Source organism: Paraburkholderia sp. RL17-381-BIF-C, assembly GCF_046026435.1.
In the GTDB taxonomy this organism is placed as follows: domain Bacteria; phylum Pseudomonadota; class Gammaproteobacteria; order Burkholderiales; family Burkholderiaceae; genus Paraburkholderia.
Genome location: NZ_JARESX010000002.1, coordinates 81,787 through 101,930, shown reverse-complemented (window position 1 = coordinate 101,930; position 20,144 = coordinate 81,787). Strand labels below are relative to the sequence as shown.

Here is a 20,144-nt window from a genome sequence, read left to right as displayed (position 1 = left end):
GAGGGCGAAATCCCGTGCTCGCACTTATCAAGAATCCAGGGCTTACGTTGTGAATTCCATTTTTCTGTCTTGGGGCATCGCCGCGGTCGCCACGGCGGGTGTCATCACCCGGCCGTTCAAATGGCCGGAGGCTGTCTGGGCCGTGGCCGGCGCGTTGCTGCTGGTGTCGCTCGGGCTATTGCCCGTGCATCTGGCGATCGAGGCGATCGGCAAGGGCACCGACGTCTATCTGTTCCTCTTCGGCATGATGCTGCTGTCGGAAGTGGGCCGCCGTGAAGGGTTGTTCGACTGGGTGGCCGTGCTCGCGGTCAATCACGCCCAAGGCTCGCCGCGCAAGCTTTTCCTGCTCGTCTATCTGGTCGGCGTGGTGATCACCGCTTTTCTATCGAACGACGCCACCGCCGTCGTCCTCACGCCGGCCGTGTTCGCCGCCGCCAAAAAAGCGAAGACGGATCCGTTGCCGCTGCTGTTCGTCTGCGCGTTCATTGCCAATGCGGCGAGCTTCGTGCTGCCGATCTCGAATCCGGCCAACATCGTGCTGTACGGCAACCACACGCCGGCGCTCGGCGCCTGGCTGCTGCGCTTCACGCTGCCCTCGCTCCTGTCGATCATCGCGACCTACGCGATGCTGCGCTGGACCCAGCGTGAGGCGCTCGCCGGCACCTGCGAGGCGAATCTCGAACCGCTCGAACTGTCGTCGAGCGGGCGCGTGGCGCTGGCGGGCATCGCGGTGACGGCTGCCGTGCTGCTGACGGTCTCGGCATTCGATGTCGCGCTCGGCTTGCCCACCGCGATACTCGGCGCGCTGACCGCGTTGATCGTGCTGATCCAGGAGCGCAAATCGCCGCTGCCGATGATCCGCGAGATCTCGTGGAGCGTGCTGCCGCTCGTCGCCGCGCTGTTCGTGCTCGTCGAGATGCTCGATCACACCGGCGTCATTACGGCGCTCGCCCAACTGGCGCAGCGCGCCGCGCAACACGACGAACTGGCCGCGGCGGGCTGGGCCGGCAGCATCATCGCGATCGGCAGCAATCTGATGAACAACCTGCCGGCCGGGTTGATCGCCAGTTCGACCGTGATGCAGGCCCACAGCCCGGAGCGCGTGATCGACGCGCTGCTGATCGGCGTGGATTTGGGGCCGAACCTGTCCATCACCGGTTCACTGGCAACGATCCTCTGGCTCAGCGCGATCCGCCGCGAGGGCGAAGACGTGAGCTTCATGAAGTTTCTGAAGGTAGGGGCGCTGGTGATGCTGCCGGCGCTCGTGCTGGCTCTCGGCGCGCGAATACTGACCGGTTGAAGACGCGTGCGCGAGATCTGAATGCGGCGCCGCTGGTTCGAGGGCGCGGCGTCACGACCGGGTGCCGGTGCGATGTAGCGGAGGTTTGGCGCGCAAAACTTCCTCCGCTTCTTCTAGCAGGCGCAGCATTTCCACGAGGCGCGCGACGCGTTCTCGTTGTGACGGCATTAAACATGGCTTCACCAAACCATGCAGGCGCTGCTGCCAATAGGACAGCGGAATGTGGTCGTTGGTGGAGATGACCACGAATACGCGTTCGAGGTGGGCGATTTCCCTGTCGATTTCCAGATGGTTCATCTGATGTTTTCCCCCAAGAGTTACCTGGTGGCGCCGGTTCGGGTCTGTCCGAGCCGGTTTCATGCATGCGCTCGCAAATGCGATAGTTGGACAGATATGTCCAACGAATGGACATGGCTCGCATGATGAATAACGTCCAGCAAGGCCCATTCCGCATTCGTCGGAATGAAATCGCACGCGCTTCTCTCTTTCGTTTGTCTCCTTCAGTAACCGGTGTGCCGACCGCTTTATTCCCGGCGACTCCAAATTCCTCACAACAACGGGAATTCACCAGGCTTTCCTCGCGACGGCATGTCCTATGCTGCTTTCACAGCCGTTTCGGGGTCATCAACCCGGCATCAATCCCGTGAATACATGCACGTCCGGCGCCCATGGCGCAGTGTCTTCATCATCGGCTGCGGGTGGGTGAAACGCGTGACATAAGTCGACATGATTGTGGCGTTGCCTTCCGGCGGCGCTTCCTCAAGAATTCGGTCTGTCATCGAAACGGATCGCGGCAAAAGGCAGGCGACGGCCGGTGGCTCAAACGAAGGAGTCAGTCATGAAAAAGTTGATCGCTATCGTGTTGCTGTGCAGCGCATCCACCGTCACGTTCGCCCAGACCGCCGCGCCTCAAGCCGGCAATCCGCAGCGCATGGAGCGCATGGTGCAGCAGTTGCAAACGCGCTTTGCGAATGCCAATACCACGCACGACGGCAAGCTCACCAAAGATCAGGCCGCCTCCGGCATGCCGATGCTGGCGAAGCACTTTGATGAAATCGATACGCAGAAGGCGGGCTACATCACCCTGCCGCAGATCGAGGCATTCATGCAGGAACGCGGGGCAGCGCACTGAGCCGCGAGGCGATGGGCGGGACCGTAGAGTCGCGGCGCGCGGCGCGGCGCTCACCGGACACGCAAGCATCGGCCCGTCATACTCCGATCGTGCCTGATGCCCGACCAACCGCCAGCTGAACCAAGGAGCTTTCGCATGGATCGCCCCGCGAAAATCATCGTGCTCGACGACGAAGTCGAATTGCGCAACATGCTGCAGCGTTTCCTGCGCGGCCACGGCTTCGACGTGAGAGTCGCCGAAGACGGCAAGCGTCTCGACCGCTATCTGGAGCGCGAGCCGTTCGATCTGCTGGTGCTCGATCTGATGATCGGCGAAGAGGACGGCCTCGCCATCTGCGCCCGCCTGCGCGAGCAGGGCCAGACCTTGCCGATCCTGATGCTGACCGCGAAGGGCGACCCGCTCGACCGGGTGCTCGGCCTCGAAACCGGCGCCGACGACTATCTCGCCAAACCGTTCCTGCCGCGTGAACTGGTAGCGCGCATCAATGCGCTGCTGCGTCGCCAGAAGATCGCATCGGGCGAGGTCACCGTGACCTCGCAAAGCGTGCGCTTCGGCGATTTCTCTCTCGATGTCGCCAAGCAGCAACTGTCGCGCGCGGGCGAGTTGCTGGACATTCATTCGGCGCAGATGTTGTTGCTGGTCGCGCTCGCCTCGTCGCCGAACCGGCCGGTGAGCCGCGACAATCTGCTGGCGCGCGCGCGGGGCCGCGACCACGATGCGCTCGATCGCAGCATCGACGTGCAGGTGCTGCGGCTCCGGCAGATCGTGGAGGCCGATCCGTCCAAGCCGCGCTTCATCAAGACCGTGTGGGGCGTGGGTTACATGCTGGCAGCGGACGTCGACTCATGACGCGCTCGCTGCTGCAAAGAGCGCTGCCCAGAACGCTGCTGGCGCGCAATATCGCGCTGCTGATCGCGCTCGTGATGTTGAGCCAGGTGTGCGCGCTCGGCGTGCTGCTGCACTACGTGCAGCGGCCTCGCGTCGAGCGCGCCGCGGCTGTGTTCGCCACGTATGTGACCACGCTCGACAATCTGCTCGCGGCAACGCCACCCAAGGCGCGCGTCGAATTGACGGCGCGCCTCGACGCTCGCGCGCAATTGCCGGCCGAAGCCTTCGAGACGCCGCCGCGGAATTGGATGCGCGCCTATCGCATCTATCAGCGCGACCTGTTTCTCGATAGCTTGCGCGCGCACTTGCCCGCCGATATGCCGGCGCGCTGGCAGTCCGTGGGTGGCCAGCGCCTATGGATCCGGATGCACGGCCCGGCCGATGCGCCACAGGCGCCGTACTGGATCGCGCTGCCGGTTCCCGAGGACGCGCAGGGTAATGGACTCGACGCCGCCATCCTGTTGTCGCTCGGCCTGGGGGCGCTGGCCGCGTTGACCGGTTACGTGATCCAGCGCCACCTGAACCGGCCGCTCCAGGAGTTGACGCGCGCGGCGCGCCGCGTGAGCGCCGGTGAAATGCCCGCGCCGCTGCCGACCGACGGCCCCACCGAAATCGCCGCCGTGAGCGGCGCCTTCAATCAGATGACGCAAGCGTTGCAGCAAGCCGAGGCGACGCGCGCGCTGATGCTGGCCGGCATCTCGCACGACATCCGCACGCCGCTCACCAAGCTGCGACTTTCAATGGCCATGGCGATGCCCGACGGCAGCGACAGCAGCTTCGCGGTCGCCGCCGAATCCTATCTGGATCAGATCGAAACGATCCTGCAGCAGTTCATGGATTACGCGGGCAGCGGCGAGCGTGAGCAACCGGAGCCGGGCGATCTGAATGCATTGATCGAACGGCTGGCGGGCGATTTCGCGGGGCTCGGGCACGAGTTCGATCTCTCTCTCGCGAATCTGCCGCCTGTGTCTTATCGTCCGATCAGCATGATGCGGCTTTTGATGAACCTGATGCAGAACGCGATCGTCTACGCCGGAACCGGACTCGCGGTACGAAGCTGGGCGACGCGCGAGGCGGTGTATGTGGCGGTCGGCGATCGCGGCAAGGGCCTTTCAGCGGCCGAGCTGGAGCAGCTCAAGGCGCCGTTCCAGCGCGGCCGTAATGCGCGTTCGCATAGCGGCGGTACGGGATTGGGGCTGGCGATCGTCGAGCGGATTGCGCGGCTGCATGGCGGCAATCTGCAGTTTCATGCGCGCGAGGGTGGCGGGCTGGAGGTGTGGGTCGTGTTGCCTTTCAGTGGCTCGCCACGCTAGCGATCGCGACTTGCCGCGTACGGTTCGGGCCATGCCATCTTCCGCGCGCCTGGCCGTCACCTGGCTTACACGTCGCGGGTCCGGCGAGCGGTCGCCTTGCTGCCGGGCGTCCTTTCTTCATTTTCTGTCAAGCCACGCATCGAGCCCGACCCGGAACGCCACGCCCGCGATAACCGGCACCGTCAGCATGAGGATGATGCCGAAGTTCGGAATCTCGTCGCCGTACGTGATCGGACCATAGAGCACGACGGTCGCCACGATCGCGAAGACCGCGACGCCGACGGCCACCATCAGAAGATTGCGCGCCGCAATGGGCATGGCGCGGCGCCTGGCCTGGCCCGGCGTGGAGCTGTCAGCGGGGACTTTGTCGTGTTGGGCGGGCATGATGGATCTCGTGACGATAGGAAAAGCAGCGCGGGGAGCATTGGTGAACCGGACTCCGCAAAAGATGCGCGATGGGCATCATACCAGGGTGTGTGCGTGGCGCGCATTTCATGCCGCGCCAGCCACCCACTCCAAGACCACGATCGCCAGTACGAGCGCGGCGATCGCGCTGAACCGGCAGTCCCGTTGATGCAGGAACACGCTTAACATCAATATAAGCTGCATTTCCCGCAGCAGGCTAAAAAGCGCGATGCCACGCAAACCTTACGATGTCACGGCCGAAGGAATCTGCTCGGCGGACGGAACGGCCAGCCGGAAAACGGCCCTGCGGACCACGCAGATCACAACAGCGCCGGCGACCAGTCCTGACAGAACGTCGGCCAGGTAGTGGCCGCCCTGCGTGAGCGTCGAGATGATCATTAAGGCGTTCAGCGCAATCGCCATGGGAAAGACATACCGAACGTGACGCAATGCATACGCGTAGCAGAGCGCCAGAATCGTATGCAGCGACGGGAAGGAAACCAGTCCCTGCGCTAATGACAGATTCAGTTCTCGCGTGTGGCCGCTTCTGAAAACGGCAAAGTCCGACACGGTCGAGGCCGTATTGGGATCGTGAATGCCGAAATGCACGAAGGCGCTTTCAGCCGGAAAGGGCAGAGAGATCAATATCACCAGCGTAGCCGACACCATGAACTGCACGACGAACTCTGCATAGTCCTGCGTGTTGCGGGTCACCGCGAGAATGGCCGGAATGACGAGGAGCTGACACGCGCCGGACTTATAGGCCCAGGCAAGCGCTGTGTGCAGCCACGGGTGCGCCTGAACCCATCGATAGAGATCGGGCCAGTGGAATCCGAGCGCGGCGTCGGCGGCAATGAATGCATGGGTCGCGAGCGGGAAATTCGTCGTCACGCACAGATACTGAAATACGACGCCGACCTTGCTGAACGTGGCCATAACGGTGATCCACAAGAACGCGTCGAGCACGTTCCGATAAAACATCGATCTGTCGACGTTTTTGAAAGGCACGCGCGAAACGATCCACAGCACTGCGTCAATCACAACGAGGCCGCAAGTCAGCGCGATGGTCAGCGCGACGCCGCTGCGCTCGAGCCGAAAGCCGATACGGGCCGCCCATATGCAGTCGATCAGCAACATCAGGAAAGTGAACTGCCAGGCCGCCCCGTAAAGCGCGCGCATTTGTTTTGGCATAGGTCTCTCGGATTTTTTTTCGCATTATGCCTGCGATATTAATTCAAAGATGCACGGTGCTCAGCCGCAAAATCCGAGGCGGGAGTGAAATCAGATTATCAAAGCGGACTTACCGCATTCCATATCGATTACGCATCATTTCCCAGAATGCTCATCAAGGTGCGCGCATTGCGCTGCCCCTGGTCTTCAAAGCAGTTATTAAAAATGACATGCGTGCGTCCCGCCCGCCTCGCGATCGCGCGGATCGGCGCGGCCAGTTCAGTCAATTCCGCTTCGTCATAGTCGTAATCGAAGCGCTCCGCGGCGCTCGCCGCGCCCGTCGCGCTCCATGTCTGCGTGTTGCGCCCATGCAGGCGCACCATCGCGAGCGCGGGTTGGGTCACCTCCCACAACGTATGCACGCGGTTGGTGACGTCCGGCGGCGCGTCCACGATCACATGCACGATGCCGCGCTCGCGCAGGAATTCGAGCGACTCTGCCGCATGCTGTTCGTCGAACCAGGACTGATTGCGGAATTCAGCCGCCATCATGTAGCCCGTCATGCGCGCCCGGCATTCCTCCACGAGCGCCAGGCCGTCCGGCGCGCGGGTGATCCACGGCGCGAACTGGAACAGCACGGCGCCGAGGCGGTCGGTTCGGCGCAGCGGTTCGAGCGCTTCCTGATAGCGCCGCCACAGTTCATCGCGGATATCGGCCGGCATGTCGCGGTAGTAGACGTTCTTCTTGCGCGGGCCGGTGATGCCGGCCGGCAGCGCCATCGCAATGTCTTTCGGCAGCGCGTCGGGCGAGGTCTGATGGCCGGTGAAAAGACGGAACGCCTTGAAGTTGAAGGTGAAGCCCTCGGGCGTGCGTTCGGACCACAACTGCGCATTGCTTGCCGAAGGCATTGCGTAGTAAGCCGAGTCGACTTCGACCAGCGGAAACTGTGACGCATAAAACCGCAGGCGTGCTTCAGCGCTGTTGCTGCCGCGCGGATAAAAACGCTTGCAGGCAATCAGCGTCTTGTCGGTCCAGCCTGCGGTGCCGCATCGAATATCCATCGGCGAACTCGTGTCAAAGGGCGTCGTGTGGGCGGGCTAGGAGGCAGCTTCGGTGTGGTCGATCCATTCCGCGAGTTCGCGCCGCAACTCGGCGATGTCGAGCGGCTTGCCGAGCAGACGCGCGCCGGGAATGGCGTCGCCGATCTCCGCGCTCTTGCCGTAGCCCGACACCAGCAGCACGCGAATCTCCGGCTGCTGGCACAGCACGGCGCGCGCGAGGCAGTCGCCGGACATGCCGGGCAGCGTCAGGTCCGTGAAGAGGATGTCGAAGCGTTGCGCGAGCACGAGCGGCAGTGCTTCTTCCGCGCTTGCGACCGCGGTGCAAGCGAAGCCGAGGACGCTCAGCAGATCGCTGAAGGCTTCGCGCGAATCCGCGTCGTCTTCGACTAGCAGCACGCGAGCCGGGCTGCCGGAAGGCCGTGCCGAAGTATCGGGCTCGGGATGCCCGCATTGTTGGCCGAGGTCCGCGGGAGGGTCGTAGACGGCGGGCGGCACGCAAGCGGCGATCTGTCCAGCGGGCAGGGAAACCGGCGTGGCGCCGGGCAGGGACCCACTCCGCGCAGCGGCCAGGCCGGCGCGCAACACGCTGCGCAACATGCGGGCGAGATCGTCGCGCCGGTACGGTTTCGAGAGCAGCGTAATGCCGGCGTCGAGTTTGCCGTGATGGACGATTTCGTCGCGCGTATAGCCGGAGGTGAAGAGTGTCGGCACGGCGGGCGAGCGCGCTGCGGCACGCCGCGCCAATTCCACGCTCTTCACCTTGCCCGGCATCACCACGTCGGTGAACAGCAGATCGATCGGCACGTCGCTATCGATGAACTCGAGCGCCGCGTCGCCGCTCGACGCGGTCAGCACTTTGTAGCCGAGTTGCGCGAGCATCTCGACGGCGGTGAGCCGCACGTCGGCATCGTCTTCCACGACCAGAATCGTTTCGCCGCCGCCGCTCGGCGCAGCGGTATCGTCGACCGTTTCCGCGGTTTCCGGCTCGCAGCAGCGCGGAAAAAACAGCGAGACGGTGGTGCCGCGTCCCACCTCGCTCTCGATCACGGTGTGACCGCCGCTTTGTCTGACGAAGCCGAATACCATGCTCAGGCCGAGACCGGTGCCGTGGCCGTCGGGCTTGGTCGTGAAGAACGGCTCGAACACGCGTTGCAAGATCTCGGGCGGCATGCCGCCGCCGGTATCCGCGACGGAGAACACCACGTATTCACCCGGCGACAGCTCCGGCTTATCCTGGCAAAACGCGGCGTCCAGCACGCGGTTGGCGGCGCGCACGGTGAGCGTGCCGTCCGCCTGCATCGCGTCGCGCGCGTTGATCGCCAGATTGAGCAGCGCGTTTTCCAGTTGATTGCGGTCGGCCTGCACGTGCCACAGATCGTCGCTCAGGACCGTGTCCACCTTGACGGTTTCGCCGAGCGCGCGATGCAGCATCTCGGTCATGCCGTTCAACAGCCGGCGCGGATTCAGCACCGTAGGCGAGAGCGGCTGGCGCCGTGCGAACGCTAACAGATGCGCGGCCAGCTTCGCCCCGCGTTTGACAGCGTCGGTTGCGGCGGACAGGCGGCGCAGCGTGGCCGGATTGCCGCCGGCGTCGGCGGCGAGCATTTGCAGGTTGCCGTTGATGACCTGCAGCACGTTGTTGAAGTCGTGCGCGACGCCGCCCGTGAGGCTGCCGATCGCTTCCATTTTCTGCGCCTGGCGCAATTGCTCCTCGGCCAGCGCGCGCGCCGCGACCGCATCGGTAACGCGCTGTTCGAGCGTTTCGGTCAACTGACGCAGCGACTGTTCGGCGATCTTGCGCTCGTGAATGTCGATCAGCACGCCGGGAAAGCGGGTCGGCTCGCCATGCTCGTCGAATTCGCAGCGGCCGTTCGCCTGCACCCACAGATAGTCACCATCGGGGCGGCGGATTCGGTACTCGGCGCGAAACGGCGCGCCAGTGCGCATGGCCTCGACGGTCATCTGATCGTTGAGCGGCTGATCGTCCGGATGAAGCATCTGCGTGGCCGCATGACGATCGATGCCTTTCGCGGCTTCTTCGCGCGGAAACGAAAAGGTGCGCGCGAAACGTTCGTCGCCGCTGACCTTTCCCGTGCGCACGTCCAGTACCCATGTGCCGAGCACCGCGCCGGTGTTGAGGGCGAGTTGTAGCCGCTCGTTGGTTTCGTGCAGTTCGGTTTCGGCGCGTTGCCGCCAGCGTTCGGTAAGCACACGCGTGGTGGTTTCGACGACCATTGCCAGCACGCCGGCCGGCGCACCGCTGTCGCCGGCGACCGGGCTGTAGTAGAGATCCATCCACACGTCTTCGGGCCGGCCGTCGCGCAGCAGCACCAGTTCCTTGTCGCGATACGACAGCGTGCCGCCCGCGAGACAGGTGTGCATGACGTGGCGGTTGAAGTCGGCGACTTCAGGCCAGCCGATTTCGACAGGGCTGCCGAGCAGATAGGGATGCCGTCCGCCCGCGAAGACCGCGTAGGCGTCGTTGTAGATCATGTAGCCGGGCTTGTCCCACAGCAGCACCAGCGGCACGGGGGAGGCAAGCACCAGCTGGACCGTGGCGGTCAGGCTGCGCGGCCAGTCTTCAATTGCGCCGATGCCGGTGGCGGCCCAGTCGAAGGCGCTGATGCGCTGCGCCATCTCCCCGCTCCAGCCTGGGCAGCCATGGTCTTGTGCCGGAAATGGCATGCTGCGCTCTCCAAAGGTCACGTCGATCAATGTGTTCCCACTCTGCCGGCGCGTGTGACGCGCTTCTATGCCTGGCAGCAGGCGGGATGAACCTTTGCCGTCCCCATCTGCCGGCAGGATAGCTGCAGGCAGGCAGCGACAATTGTAGGTCACAACCCCCAACGGGTGACAGGTCGCCCCGGCGACCGGCGGGTCGTCTGGATCACATCCGCAAGACGCGTTCGCGGACTTTGCGTGGAAGGTCTACCCCAGGCGCGAATCCTGCTGATCCCACTTGTTCGCGTGCGCCGCCTGGCGCATCGTAGGGCGGGGCACCACGCAGAATTCGAACCTGAAGCAACGCGGACCACACAATGGCGAAGAAAATCAGCACACGAAACAAGCTGCCCAAACCGGATGCGCGTCAGGCGCTTCTCGTTACGCGCCGCAATGCCAGAATGGCGCGCTCGGCGCACGCTTATGTACGCGGCAATACCAGCAAGTTCTACGAATGGCTCGAAGGCATCGACGGCCACGCGTTGCCGGAGGGGCCCGCCATCTGGATTTGCGGCGATTGCCATACCGGCAATCTCGGGCCGGTGGCCGATGCGCAGGGGCGCGTCGAGATTCAGATTCGCGACCTCGATCAGACCGTGATCGGCAATCCGGCCCACGACCTGATTCGCCTCGGCCTCTCGTTGGCGACCGCCGCGCGTGGTTCGGACCTGCCGGGCGTGACGACCGTCAGCATGATGGAAGCGCTGGCGGACGGCTACGAGCGCGCCTTCGACGAAGCGGCCAGCGACGCCGACATCCGCGCAGAAAAGCCCGAGGCGGTGCGGGTTGTGATGAAGGAAGCGGTGCGCCGCTCGTGGCGGCATCTGGCGGAGGAGCGCATCGAGGATCTCGAGCCGAGCATTCCGCTCGGTCCGCGCTTCTGGCCGCTTGCGAAGAGCGAGCGGCGCGAGATCGAAGCGCTGTTCGAGAAGGGCTCGCTGGCCCGGTTCGCCACGGTGCTGCGCGCCGTCGGCGACGAGACCGACGTGGAAGTGCTCGACGCCGCTTACTGGGTGAAAGGATGCAGCTCGCTCGGCAGGTTGCGGTATGCGGTGCTGCTCGACATCGACGGGGCCGCGATGGAGGGCGACGACCTGTGCCTTATCGATATCAAGGAGGCCGCGCAGGCCGCCGCGCCGCGCTATCCCGGCGTGCGGATGCCGCGCGACAACGCGGAGCGGGTGGTGGAGGGTGCGCGGCATCTGTCGCCGTCGCTCGGCGAGCGGATGCGGGCGGCGCGGTTCGCGGATCGCGCCGTCGTGATTCGCGAACTGCTGCCTCAGGACATGAAGCTGACCATCGAGCAACTGACCCGCGACGAAGCGACGAAGGCGGCGCGCTTTCTGGCAATGGTGGTCGGCCGGGCGCATGCGCGGCAAATGGATCGCGCCGAGCGCAAGGCCTGGCTCACCGAACTGCGCAGAAACCGTTCAAAGACCCTCGACGCGCCAGGGTGGCTGTGGAAAGGCATCGTGGAACTGGTGAGCAGCCATGCAGCCGGCTATCTGGAGCATTGCCGGCGCTACGCGACCGAGCGCCGGGACGGTTGACGCCGGGTTGTCCACTGGCGGCGGCAACCTGATTGGGGCCGCCGCCGGAAGACCGCTAACGAGGTCAAGCCAACCTCAGTTCGACAACGACACATACGGCGAGACGAGCGGCGTGGGCGGGAACGGCTGCAAGCCCGTCTGCTTGCTGAAGCTGTACCTCACATAAACCGCCGCGAGCCACTCGCGATATTCATAAGCATTGCCGAGCGAAGCAGTCGCTCCGAACGCCAGTTGCGGAGCCAGTTGATATTCGCCCACGGCGCTGAGCGAATACGACACGCCGGTCTTGCTTTGGCCCGGGTACTGCGCGCCGCTCTGCACACTGGTGCCGATGGAATCCGCGCTGTTCGCCGCCGTGCTCTGGCGGTTGGAGCCGTCGTTGAGCGGGAAGTAATTCGACGCGTCCTCACGGTAATGCTGTACGCCGATCGAACCCTTCACGTCGTAGGTGAACGCGCCGTTACGCCCGGTCCATTCGATCGGCAAGTTCAGGATCACGTATTGTTGCGGGCTGAAGTAGCCGCCCTGGCCGTACGTGAAGTACGACAGATTCTTGTTGTAGCCCATCAGCGTCGTATTCACGCCGATCGTGAGCGTCTGATCGGCGTCTTTCAGCAGACGCGTGTAGACGCCGCCGCCGCCTTTGATGGCGGTATTGCTCGGCACGTGGTTGCCATCGTAGTACTGAAAGGAACCGTTTACGTACAGGCCGTTCGTGCCGTCGTCCCAGGCGAGGCTGGCGAGCCCGCCATTCGAGGTGACGCCGCCCCATTCGAGGCCTGAGCCGGAGTCGCGCGCGCCGGCGTAGGACAAGAGGCTGTCGGTCACCGCGCGGCGCGCGACGGCGAGCGAATACGACACCTTGTCGGTGATGCCGCCGTTGTATTGGGCGCCGCCCACGATGTTCGTCTCGCGGAAACCGATCGGCGTCACGCCGATATCGCCGCTGAGGCTGCGGCCTTCGTAGCCGACCGACAGGCCCACGCCATTCGCCGTCTGGCTGCCGTACGTGTTGTTGCCCGCCTGGGCGGCTGCTTTGGATGCATCGCTGGATAGCCCCGAGCCGAAGCGCGCGAGCGTCGACACATTGGCGGCTGCGCTGCCAGCGTCGAGCGTGACAGGCGTTGCCGTGACGACGATATGGCCGTTGCCCGCCTTGATGCGCCCCTGAACGGGCGCTTCGATGTCGGTGAGGTTGGACAGGCCGTCCTCGCCGGTGCGGTTACGGAACACGATGCCGCCCGATATCGTGCTCGACTGCTCGCGGTTGACCTGCGCGAGCTCTTCCGCGACGCCGAGCGTTTGCGCGTTCGCCACGTTCGACGGCGCATAAGCGTTGCCATTGCCCGCGCCGTTCGCGCCGGGTTGCGCTGGGTAGTACGGCTGCGCATAACCGGTGGGCGGCTGCGGAATGTATGGCTGCTGTTGCTGCTGCGCGTAATAGCCCTGATTCGCGTAGGCCTGCTGCTGCGGCGGATACGGTTGATAAGGTTGCTGCGCGTAGCCCTGCTGTTGCTGCTGCTGGGGATAGGCCGGCTGGCCGTAGTAGGGCTGCTGTGGCTGCGGATAGCCTTGCTGTTGTCCATACGGCGCCTGCGCGTAGGCGGGCGCGTTGCGGGTATTTTTCGACGCGCTTTGCTTCTTGCTGGCCGCGCGTTTCGTGCTTGTACCCGTGCCCGGCGCGCCATAAGGTTGCGCCTGCATTGAACCGGCGTTGGCCTGCGCTTCGCGCGCGGCCGGCGACATCGGCCACGGCGTGGCTGCATAACCATCCGGCGCGCCGTATTGCGGCTGCTGCGCGTAAGGGCCCTGCTGCGCATAAGGCGCCTGCTGCGGATAACCCGGGTTGTACTGCTGCGGTGTCTGCTGCATCTGCGGCGCTTGCGCCTGCATCGGCTGCTGGCCTTGACCGGGATAAGGCTGCAACGGCGCGCCCGACTGGCTGGACCCGTAGGCTTCCTGACCATAGCCGCCCGAGTTGCCACCCGACCCGCCGGCCGGACGCGGCGCGTTATACGGAAGGGTAGCGGGCGCCGAGCCAGGCGCATAAGGCTGCGCGGGCGAAGTATAAGGCGCGACGTAAGGCGCGGGTTGCGTAGGCGGCGGATAGTTCGGCACGGTCTGTGTCGGCAAGGAAGACTGCGAATACGGGAGCGCTGCGCGCGCGGCGTTGTAGCTGCCGCCGGCAAGCGCGGCGTTGTCGGCGTCGGTCGGCGTGACGGTGGCGGTCTTGCCCTCGAAGGGATTGGTGCCCGGCAGCGGCGTCGCGCCGATCCGCCGCATTGCCACTTCCCAGCCGCGCGGCACGTTGCTCGCCGGGTTGCGCGGGGCGTTGGCCATCAGCGGCGTGTTGGCGGCCACGAGCGAACGTTGCAGATAAGTCGACGCGAGCGACAGCTTGCCTTCTGCGCGATACATGCGGCCGACGGTGGCCAGCACGGCAGGATCGCCTGGTGCCGCGTTCAAGGCCTGCTTCGCGAGCGACTCGGCGTAGCTGAACTGCTTTGCGCCGGCCGCGGCGGAAATAGTCGCTTGCAGCAGATTCAGACCGTCGGGCTTGCGTTGCAGCGCGACGCGATAGCTCGCGACCGCGTTGCGGTCGTCGCCGGCACTCGAATAAAGGCGGCCGAGCGCGGCTTGCAGATCGGGATTGTCGGGCATGGCCGCGAGCCACGGCGCGATCACGTCGTAGGCGCTGGCCAGGTCGCCGCGCTGACGCACCGCGTCGCACTGCTTGATGACGATGCCGAGATTCAGGTTGCCGAAGTCGGTGCGTTGCTGCGGCGTCAACTGCATCGCTGCGAGCCGGCGCATCACCATGCCGAGTTCGGCTTCCTGCTGCGTGGCCGACAGAATACCCGCGTATTGCAGCAGCAAATCGGTGTTGCCGGGCGCCGCGTTCATGGCGGCGCGCACGAGTCCGAGCGCGCGGTTCGGGTCGCCGGCCTGGCTGTAGGCGGCGGCGATCACGCCGATCAGTTCGGCACTGTTGCCCGCGACCGGCTCCGCGGCCCGCAACGTGGCGAGCGCCTGTTGCGTCTGGCCGCTGCGCGCCATGCGCGTGGCGAGATCGGCCTGTTGATGCACCCACAAGCGGTGCTGCAAGGTCGTCATCGCGTCGGTGCGCTGTGCGACCGGAATGCGCTCGAGTTGCGCGAGACCCGCCGACCACTCCTGCGTTTCCGCGGACAGCAAGGCGCTCGCGTACAGCGCGTCGGTCATGTCGGGATGCGCGGCGAGCAAGCCGTCCATCATGCTGCGCGCGTTGGCGACCGCGCCCTGGCGCACGTAGATGCGCGCGAGGTCGAGCCGCAGCCACGGGTCGTCGGGCGTATTCAGCAGCGCGTCTTCGAAGAGGCTGCGCGCGTTGCCGAGATCGCCGCGCGCTTCGGCGGCACGCGCTTGCGCAGCCTGCGCTTCGCCACGTAGACGGTTGATGCCGCCGGCCTTCGATTGCTGTTCGGCGTTCAGCTGATTGGCGAATTGCAGCGCCTCGTCGCCGCGGCCTTGCGCGGCGAGCGCGCCGACGAGGCCGCGCACCGCGTCCGGGTTGTCGGCCTGACGGCGCAGCGCCATCCGGTAGGCCTGCTCCGCGCCAACCGGGTCGCCGTTGGCGAGCAGCATTTCGCCGAGCAGGACCTGTGCGGTGACATCCGACGGATTCAGCGCGATTGCGCGCTCGAACAGCGACTTCGCCTTCGCGAACTCGCCGTTGCTGCGCGCGCCGATCGCGTCGCTCGTATAGGTCCAGTAGCTCGCGCTGTCGAGCGCGGTTTTCCAGCGCGCCGGATTGCCGTTGCGCGACGCGCGCTCCAGGTAATTGCGGGCTTCGGCGAAACGCTCCTGCTTCAACGCGGCGATGCCCATGCCGCCGAGCGCATCGGTGTCGTTCGGACTCGTGGCGAGCACCGAGGAAAACTTCGTGCGCGCCGTGGTCACGTCGTTGCGATCGAGCGCGGCGAAACCGTCGGCGATCGTGCGGCCGCGCGCGTCGACGGCGGCGTTTTCCTGCGAGCGCGCACGGGCCGCGCTGTCCTGCTGAACCATCGAATCGAAGCGCGCCTTGACGGCGGCGTCGTCGGTCGCGGTTTGCAGATAGGCTTGATAGAGGGCGGCGTCGGAGGGCCGCGCGTCCAGCCACAACAGCGCCTGGCGCCAGCTTTTTTTCGCCGACGCGCCGACCGTGCTGTCGCCCGCCAGCTTTTGCAGCCGCGCGATACCGTCGCGGCGCGTCACGTCGCGATAGGTCAGATGCTGCGCGTAGGCGAGGGCGTAACGCGGATCGTCGGGGTTGTCGCGCGCGAGCTGTTCGAGACCGCGGCGCGCCTGATCCCAGCCTTGCGGCGTGGCCGAGAGCGCCTGGTAGTACTCGAGCTGCAATTCGGGCGTGGCCGGTTTGCCGGTCAGCGCGCGCTGATATTCCTGCACGGCGCTCGCGCTCTGACCGCTTTGCGCGAGCCGCCGCGCGTCGTTCACGGTCTGGTCGCGCAGGCTCGATTCACCCAGGCGCCGGCCGAGCTCATCCAGATTCGGATAGTTCGGCGCGACAGCCTTCAGGCGCGCCAGGTATTGCTGCGCGCCCGCGCCGTCCTTGCGGTCGGCGAGCACCATGCCCATGCCGAACAGCGCATCGGGTTGCTTGGGGTCGATGCGCAGCACCTTCAGCCATGCCTGCTCGGCGAGGTCGCCACGCTGATGCGATTGCCAGTACTTGCCCTGATCGATCAGCACGTTCAACGGATCTTTCGACGCCTGCGCCAGCGCGTCGGGCGAAACCGTCGCCACGCAGCAGACGGCGGTGAGGCTGAGCGCGAAGCGCAATGACAACGCGAGGGCGCTCAATCGCATGCGTTTCTCCAACTCGGCACGAGACGTCCGGATTCGTCGAAACGATAGCGGCCGTCGATGAAACCCGTGCCGAACAAGCCCAGCACACGATCGTAGTAAACCGGTTCGCGGCCCGGCACGGCGGCGTCGAGCGCGGCGAGATGCGTGCGCGCGAGGCCGAGCCCGTGCTCGTCGCCGAGCGCCTTGAAATACGGCGCTAGCGCACCCCAGTAGCTGAGCGGTCCTTCGCCGCTCGCCGCGCCGGTGGTCGATGAGACCTTCTCGGGCGGAATGCCGGTTTGCGCGACGCGCGCGCGCATGCCGCCGAGCGCCGCGAGCCACGGTTTGGCGAGCGGATCGGCCGGCGAGGCGAGACCGGCCCACAGATAGACGCGGATCGCGTCGTAACTGCCGGTGTCGCCGTTTTTCGGATCGACCACGAACTGGCCGTTCTGCCAGGCCGCCCAGTCGGGCGCGAAGCCTTGCGGCGCGGTGGTCTTGACGAGCTTGTACGCGCTCTCGGCGAGCTTGCCCCACGGGCCGTTCGGCATCTCGTGCGCGAGCGCGCGCAGCACCGGCAGCGGCAGATAGCTCGGATTCAGGCGCGTCACGCCGCCATTTTTGAAGCCTTGCGGCCCGGGCAGCAGCATTGGCCCGACGCCCGGCAGCGTGGTTATTTCCTGACGCGCGATCTGCGCGGCGAGCGCCTCGCCCAATTGCGTATAACCCGCTTCGTGCCACAGCCGGCCCGCTTGCAGCAGATCGTAGGCGATCCACAAGTCGGAGTCCGAGGCGGAATTCGGATCGAGCACGCCGTACGAGCCGTCCGTTTTTCTGCCCCATAGCCACGACGGCAGCCGCATGTTTTGCGCGTCGAACTGATTGCCCGCGAGATTGCTGCGGGTCCAGCCGAGCAGGCGGTCGAAGGTGGCGCGGTCGTTGGCGACCAGCGCGAAGAAGAGCGCGTACGACTGGCCTTCGGAGGTGGTTTGCTGGGTCGGCGTGGAGTAGTCGATCACGCGGCCGTCGGCCTGCACGAAGCGTTCGACGAACGCGCGATAACCGCTCCAGTCGCCGCACACGCCGGGTGCGGCGGTGCTCTGCGCCACTTTCACGATATTGCCGAAACTCGCCGACGCCGCCAGCCCGAGCGTCAGCGCGAGGCCGATTGTCTTGTTGATTCGAACCCGCATATCAATCCTATTAGTCCTTCAGGCGGCGCGCGGCGATCGAGCGCAGCGTCCGGTAGAACAGGCCCGCGATGATCAGCGCGGCGAGCACGCCGCCCAGCATCAACAGCAACGGATGCGACGACAGCGCCCAGCGCAGATACTCCTGCGGCGACAGGTGGCCGACGTAATACGCTTCGCCGTTCGAGGTGATGGTGACGGTGCGGCCGTGGATCACGGCCATCGCGCCTTGAATCTGCGGCAGCACGTCGGCGTCGAGCAGCGCCGCGGACAGGTCCGCGTCCGACTGCCCGGCCGCGCTCACCAGTGCGACGGCGCTGCGGTTCTTCTGCAGCGGCGATTCGAAACCGGTCAGCAGCGCGTCGCCGTTCGAACTCACCAGCGTCAGATCGGCGCGCGCGGGTGTGCGCTCGACGCCGCGTTCGCCATGCCACCAGTCCTCGAGTTTGAAGGCGATGTCGGAGAGCTGGAAGGTGCGCGAGTCGCCGTCGCTGGAGAACGGCATCGACTTCGCCCAGCGCTGCAGCAGCGGTTGCTTGCCCGGCGCGCCGAAAATCAGCAGGTCCTTGTTGGCGAACTTGTCGGCGTCGTCGGCGGTGCCGACCGTCACGCCCATGACCGGATAACCGGTGGAGGTGCCCATCCGGCCCATGGTCAGCAGGTACAGGCTGTAGTCGCTCGAATCGGCGTCGTTCGGCAGGATCACCGCGGTCTCGGAGAGGTCCGCCATGCGCGTGAACGGGAAGCCGCTATTGGCGAACGCGGCCAGATCGGGCAGCGCCATGTAGTGCGGGAACGACGAGAGGTCGATCGTCGAGTTCGGGTCGATCGCGCCGACCACGTTGTCGAGCAGACGCCCGTGACATTCGCCGGTATTCGGAATGTCGTAGTAGAAGTGCAGGCGCACCTGCGCGCGCGGCGTCAGCAGCAGCGGCGGAATATGCACGGTGCGGCGCGCTTCGGCGGTCTTGTCCGGTAACACGCGGCCGAAGTAATGGCTCAGCTCGAACACCGAGGCGGATTCGGCCGGAATCGGCAGCGCCTGCACGAAGCCGTTGTTCACGCTCACGTTCAGCGAAGAACGATCGCGCAGCGGACGTACCGTGTAGCGGTAGCGTAGATCGATCGGCGCGCCCTTGGTGTGCCACATGAACAGATCGGGCGGCACGCGCAGATTCACGTGCACGGCGTCGGCGTCGTAGCCGGACACGGTCAGATCGCGCGGATCGGCGAGTTCGCCGAAATGCACCGGACGGTTGGTAGGCAGCCAGTTCGGCGCGTCGTACGGCGCGCGTGGCGTGAGTTCATTTAGCTGCGTGATCGTCGCGCTCTGGCCGGTCAAGGTGTTCTGGCCGATGCCGAGCGACTTCGCGGCGGTTTTCAGTTCGGCCTCGGTGCGCCCGAGCACGAGCAGCAGCTTGCCGCGCGCCGGCGCTTCGCGATCGACCACGGCGATGGTCGGGCCGGAAATCGCCGGAATCGTGATACCGGCCGGACGTTGATCCGAGGTGGCGAACACCACGGCGTTGCCCGACAGCGGCGCGTTGTCCAGTTGCGCCGGAAACACCGCGCCGCGATAACCGGCGAGCGCGCCGAACCACGACGCCACGATGCCGCCCGCTTCGAGCGTGGCGTTACCCGGCTTTTGCGGGAACACGAACGGCAACTCGAGACGGCGCACGTCGCGGCGGTCGAAGAACGGCTGCGGCAGCGCCGCCAGATCCGGCTTGCTGGCGAGCGACGCATACGTCAGATCGAGTGAACTCGCATTGCTGACGGTCGCCCACAGCGAGGAGTTGGCGGGGTCTTCGCAACTCGTCGTGTAATGGCCGATCAATTGCACGTTCAGGTGGTTGAATTCGGTGATGAAGCGCGGATCGATCGAGACGTCGCGCGCCACCAGCATGCCGGCCTGCTCGTGCGGCACGGGCAGGGTGGCGGCGACTTCGCCGTTCACCAGCACCTTGAGCTGCGAGATATTCGCGAGCAGTGCGGGTGAGTAGCTGTAGACCAGGTGCAGGACCGCGCCCGTCACCACTTCGTCGCCGCGCACGGAGAACGCCACGCCGTTCTGACCGTCGGTGCCGCGCAGTTGCAGCGGGTCGAGCGCGCCGAGGTCGGCGAAGGTCAGCGTTTGACGGCGGCCGCCCGGCACCAGCGTGCCCGGCTCTGCGGTGGTCGGCGTTTTGATGCCCAACGCTTTCACCGACGACGCGGCGAGCGCCGGCGTGGGCGTGGCCAGTTGAGCCTGCGCGATCGTGTTCGGATCGTAGGGCACCGCGGCACTCGGCGCGGGCACGCTACCGACACCGGTCGCGACCGGAGCAGCGGACGTGGCCGGCGCGCCATGCACGGTGCCCGCCGCGCTCTGAATCGCGCCGGCCGAACTGGCGCCCGCAGCCGCCACGACTTCCGCCGCTGACGCGAGCGGCGCGGCGAATGCCGTCTGCAACGCGAGCCAGCATGCGAGGCCGCGCATCAGCCGATGCGAGCCGGGGCGTCCGATGCGGCGCGTCTGCGATCCAGTCCCACTGCGCTCGTGAATCGAGCGTTCGATGTTGCCCTTCGCCATCCTGTTGCGCATAGA

At 65.7% G+C, this 20,144-nt stretch carries 13 protein-coding genes; 5 read left to right on the top strand and 8 right to left on the bottom strand.

Going from position 1 to position 20,144, the window contains the following annotated elements; all coding sequences use genetic code 11:
- Positions 1-49: 49 nt before the first annotated feature.
- Positions 50-1,300 carry an arsenic transporter gene (locus P0D70_RS01990; RefSeq protein ID WP_408182020.1) on the top strand — a complete coding sequence of 417 codons (1,251 nt, stop codon included), beginning with the start codon at positions 50-52 and terminating at the stop codon, positions 1,298-1,300.
- A gap of 51 nt (positions 1,301-1,351) precedes the next feature.
- Here the strand turns inward: P0D70_RS01990 and P0D70_RS01985 are convergent, their stop codons facing one another.
- The gene (locus tag P0D70_RS01985) at positions 1,352-1,597 is read right to left on the bottom strand and encodes a hypothetical protein (protein ID WP_091802496.1); all 246 of its coding nucleotides are present in this window, start codon (positions 1,595-1,597) and stop codon (positions 1,352-1,354) included.
- Between the two features lie 541 nt (positions 1,598-2,138).
- Between P0D70_RS01985 and P0D70_RS01980 the strand changes: the two genes are divergently transcribed.
- The 3 genes from P0D70_RS01980 (at position 2,139) to P0D70_RS01970 (ending at position 4,633) form a co-directional block, all read left to right on the top strand.
- Complete coding sequence (locus P0D70_RS01980; protein ID WP_091802493.1) at positions 2,139-2,432, top strand: EF-hand domain-containing protein; 294 nt, start codon at positions 2,139-2,141, stop codon at positions 2,430-2,432.
- Positions 2,433-2,567: 135 nt separating this feature from the next.
- Positions 2,568-3,281, top strand: coding sequence for a response regulator (locus P0D70_RS01975; protein WP_091802491.1), 714 nt, complete (start codon positions 2,568-2,570; stop codon positions 3,279-3,281).
- Positions 3,278-4,633 carry an ATP-binding protein gene (locus P0D70_RS01970; protein WP_408182017.1) on the top strand — a complete coding sequence of 452 codons (1,356 nt, stop codon included), beginning with the start codon at positions 3,278-3,280 and terminating at the stop codon, positions 4,631-4,633. The genes P0D70_RS01975 and P0D70_RS01970 overlap by 4 nt, the downstream gene beginning before the upstream one ends.
- 117 nt (positions 4,634-4,750) lie before the next feature.
- Here the strand turns inward: P0D70_RS01970 and P0D70_RS01965 are convergent, their stop codons facing one another.
- The 4 genes from P0D70_RS01965 to P0D70_RS01950 all read right to left on the bottom strand — a co-directional run bounded on the left by P0D70_RS01965 (position 4,751) and on the right by P0D70_RS01950 (position 9,954).
- Positions 4,751-5,017: a hypothetical protein gene (locus P0D70_RS01965; RefSeq protein WP_408182015.1), complete on the bottom strand. Its 267-nt coding sequence runs from the start codon at positions 5,015-5,017 to the stop codon at positions 4,751-4,753.
- Between the two features lie 264 nt (positions 5,018-5,281).
- The gene (locus P0D70_RS01960) at positions 5,282-6,229 is read right to left on the bottom strand and encodes a phosphatase PAP2 family protein (protein WP_408182013.1); all 948 of its coding nucleotides are present in this window, start codon (positions 6,227-6,229) and stop codon (positions 5,282-5,284) included.
- A 128-nt stretch (positions 6,230-6,357) separates the two neighbouring features.
- Positions 6,358-7,269: a DUF72 domain-containing protein gene (locus P0D70_RS01955; protein WP_408182009.1), complete on the bottom strand. Its 912-nt coding sequence runs from the start codon at positions 7,267-7,269 to the stop codon at positions 6,358-6,360.
- Positions 7,270-7,305: 36 nt separating this feature from the next.
- Entirely contained in the window at positions 7,306-9,954 is a 2,649-nt protein-coding gene (locus P0D70_RS01950; protein ID WP_408182006.1) for a response regulator, read from the bottom strand.
- 353 nt (positions 9,955-10,307) lie between these two features.
- Here P0D70_RS01950 and P0D70_RS01945 point away from each other — a divergent pair, with 353 nt between their 5' ends.
- Positions 10,308-11,540 (top strand): DUF2252 domain-containing protein, encoded by a 1,233-nt coding sequence (locus tag P0D70_RS01945; protein ID WP_091802473.1) that lies wholly within the window; start codon positions 10,308-10,310, stop codon positions 11,538-11,540.
- Positions 11,541-11,615: 75 nt separating this feature from the next.
- On the opposite strand, the gene P0D70_RS01940 is transcribed toward P0D70_RS01945, so the two are convergent.
- The 3 genes from P0D70_RS01940 to bcsB are packed head-to-tail and all read right to left on the bottom strand — an operon-like array spanning position 11,616 to position 20,141.
- Entirely contained in the window at positions 11,616-16,388 is a 4,773-nt protein-coding gene (locus P0D70_RS01940; protein WP_408182001.1) for a cellulose synthase subunit BcsC-related outer membrane protein, read from the bottom strand.
- Positions 16,379-17,560: a cellulose synthase complex periplasmic endoglucanase BcsZ gene (gene bcsZ, locus P0D70_RS01935; RefSeq protein WP_408181998.1), complete on the bottom strand. Its 1,182-nt coding sequence runs from the start codon at positions 17,558-17,560 to the stop codon at positions 16,379-16,381. The genes P0D70_RS01940 and bcsZ overlap by 10 nt, the downstream gene beginning before the upstream one ends.
- A 10-nt stretch (positions 17,561-17,570) precedes the next feature.
- The gene (bcsB, locus tag P0D70_RS01930) at positions 17,571-20,141 is read right to left on the bottom strand and encodes a cellulose biosynthesis cyclic di-GMP-binding regulatory protein BcsB (protein ID WP_408181996.1); all 2,571 of its coding nucleotides are present in this window, start codon (positions 20,139-20,141) and stop codon (positions 17,571-17,573) included.
- Positions 20,142-20,144: the final 3 nt, after the last annotated feature.

Coding starts and splice junctions, on each gene's coding strand:
- P0D70_RS01985 (WP_091802496.1), bottom strand. CDS start 1,597: ATGAACCATCTGGAAATCGACAGGGAAATCGCCCACCTCGAACGCGTA.
- P0D70_RS01980 (WP_091802493.1), top strand. CDS start 2,139: ATGAAAAAGTTGATCGCTATCGTGTTGCTGTGCAGCGCATCCACCGTC.
- P0D70_RS01975 (WP_091802491.1), top strand. CDS start 2,568: ATGGATCGCCCCGCGAAAATCATCGTGCTCGACGACGAAGTCGAATTG.
- P0D70_RS01970 (WP_408182017.1), top strand. CDS start 3,278: ATGACGCGCTCGCTGCTGCAAAGAGCGCTGCCCAGAACGCTGCTGGCG.
- P0D70_RS01965 (WP_408182015.1), bottom strand. CDS start 5,017: ATGCCCGCCCAACACGACAAAGTCCCCGCTGACAGCTCCACGCCGGGC.
- P0D70_RS01960 (WP_408182013.1), bottom strand. CDS start 6,229: ATGCCAAAACAAATGCGCGCGCTTTACGGGGCGGCCTGGCAGTTCACT.
- P0D70_RS01955 (WP_408182009.1), bottom strand. CDS start 7,269: ATGGATATTCGATGCGGCACCGCAGGCTGGACCGACAAGACGCTGATT.
- P0D70_RS01950 (WP_408182006.1), bottom strand. CDS start 9,954: ATGCCATTTCCGGCACAAGACCATGGCTGCCCAGGCTGGAGCGGGGAG.
- P0D70_RS01945 (WP_091802473.1), top strand. CDS start 10,308: ATGGCGAAGAAAATCAGCACACGAAACAAGCTGCCCAAACCGGATGCG.
- P0D70_RS01940 (WP_408182001.1), bottom strand. CDS start 16,388: ATGCGATTGAGCGCCCTCGCGTTGTCATTGCGCTTCGCGCTCAGCCTC.
- bcsZ (WP_408181998.1), bottom strand. CDS start 17,560: ATGCGGGTTCGAATCAACAAGACAATCGGCCTCGCGCTGACGCTCGGG.
- bcsB (WP_408181996.1), bottom strand. CDS start 20,141: ATGCGCAACAGGATGGCGAAGGGCAACATCGAACGCTCGATTCACGAG.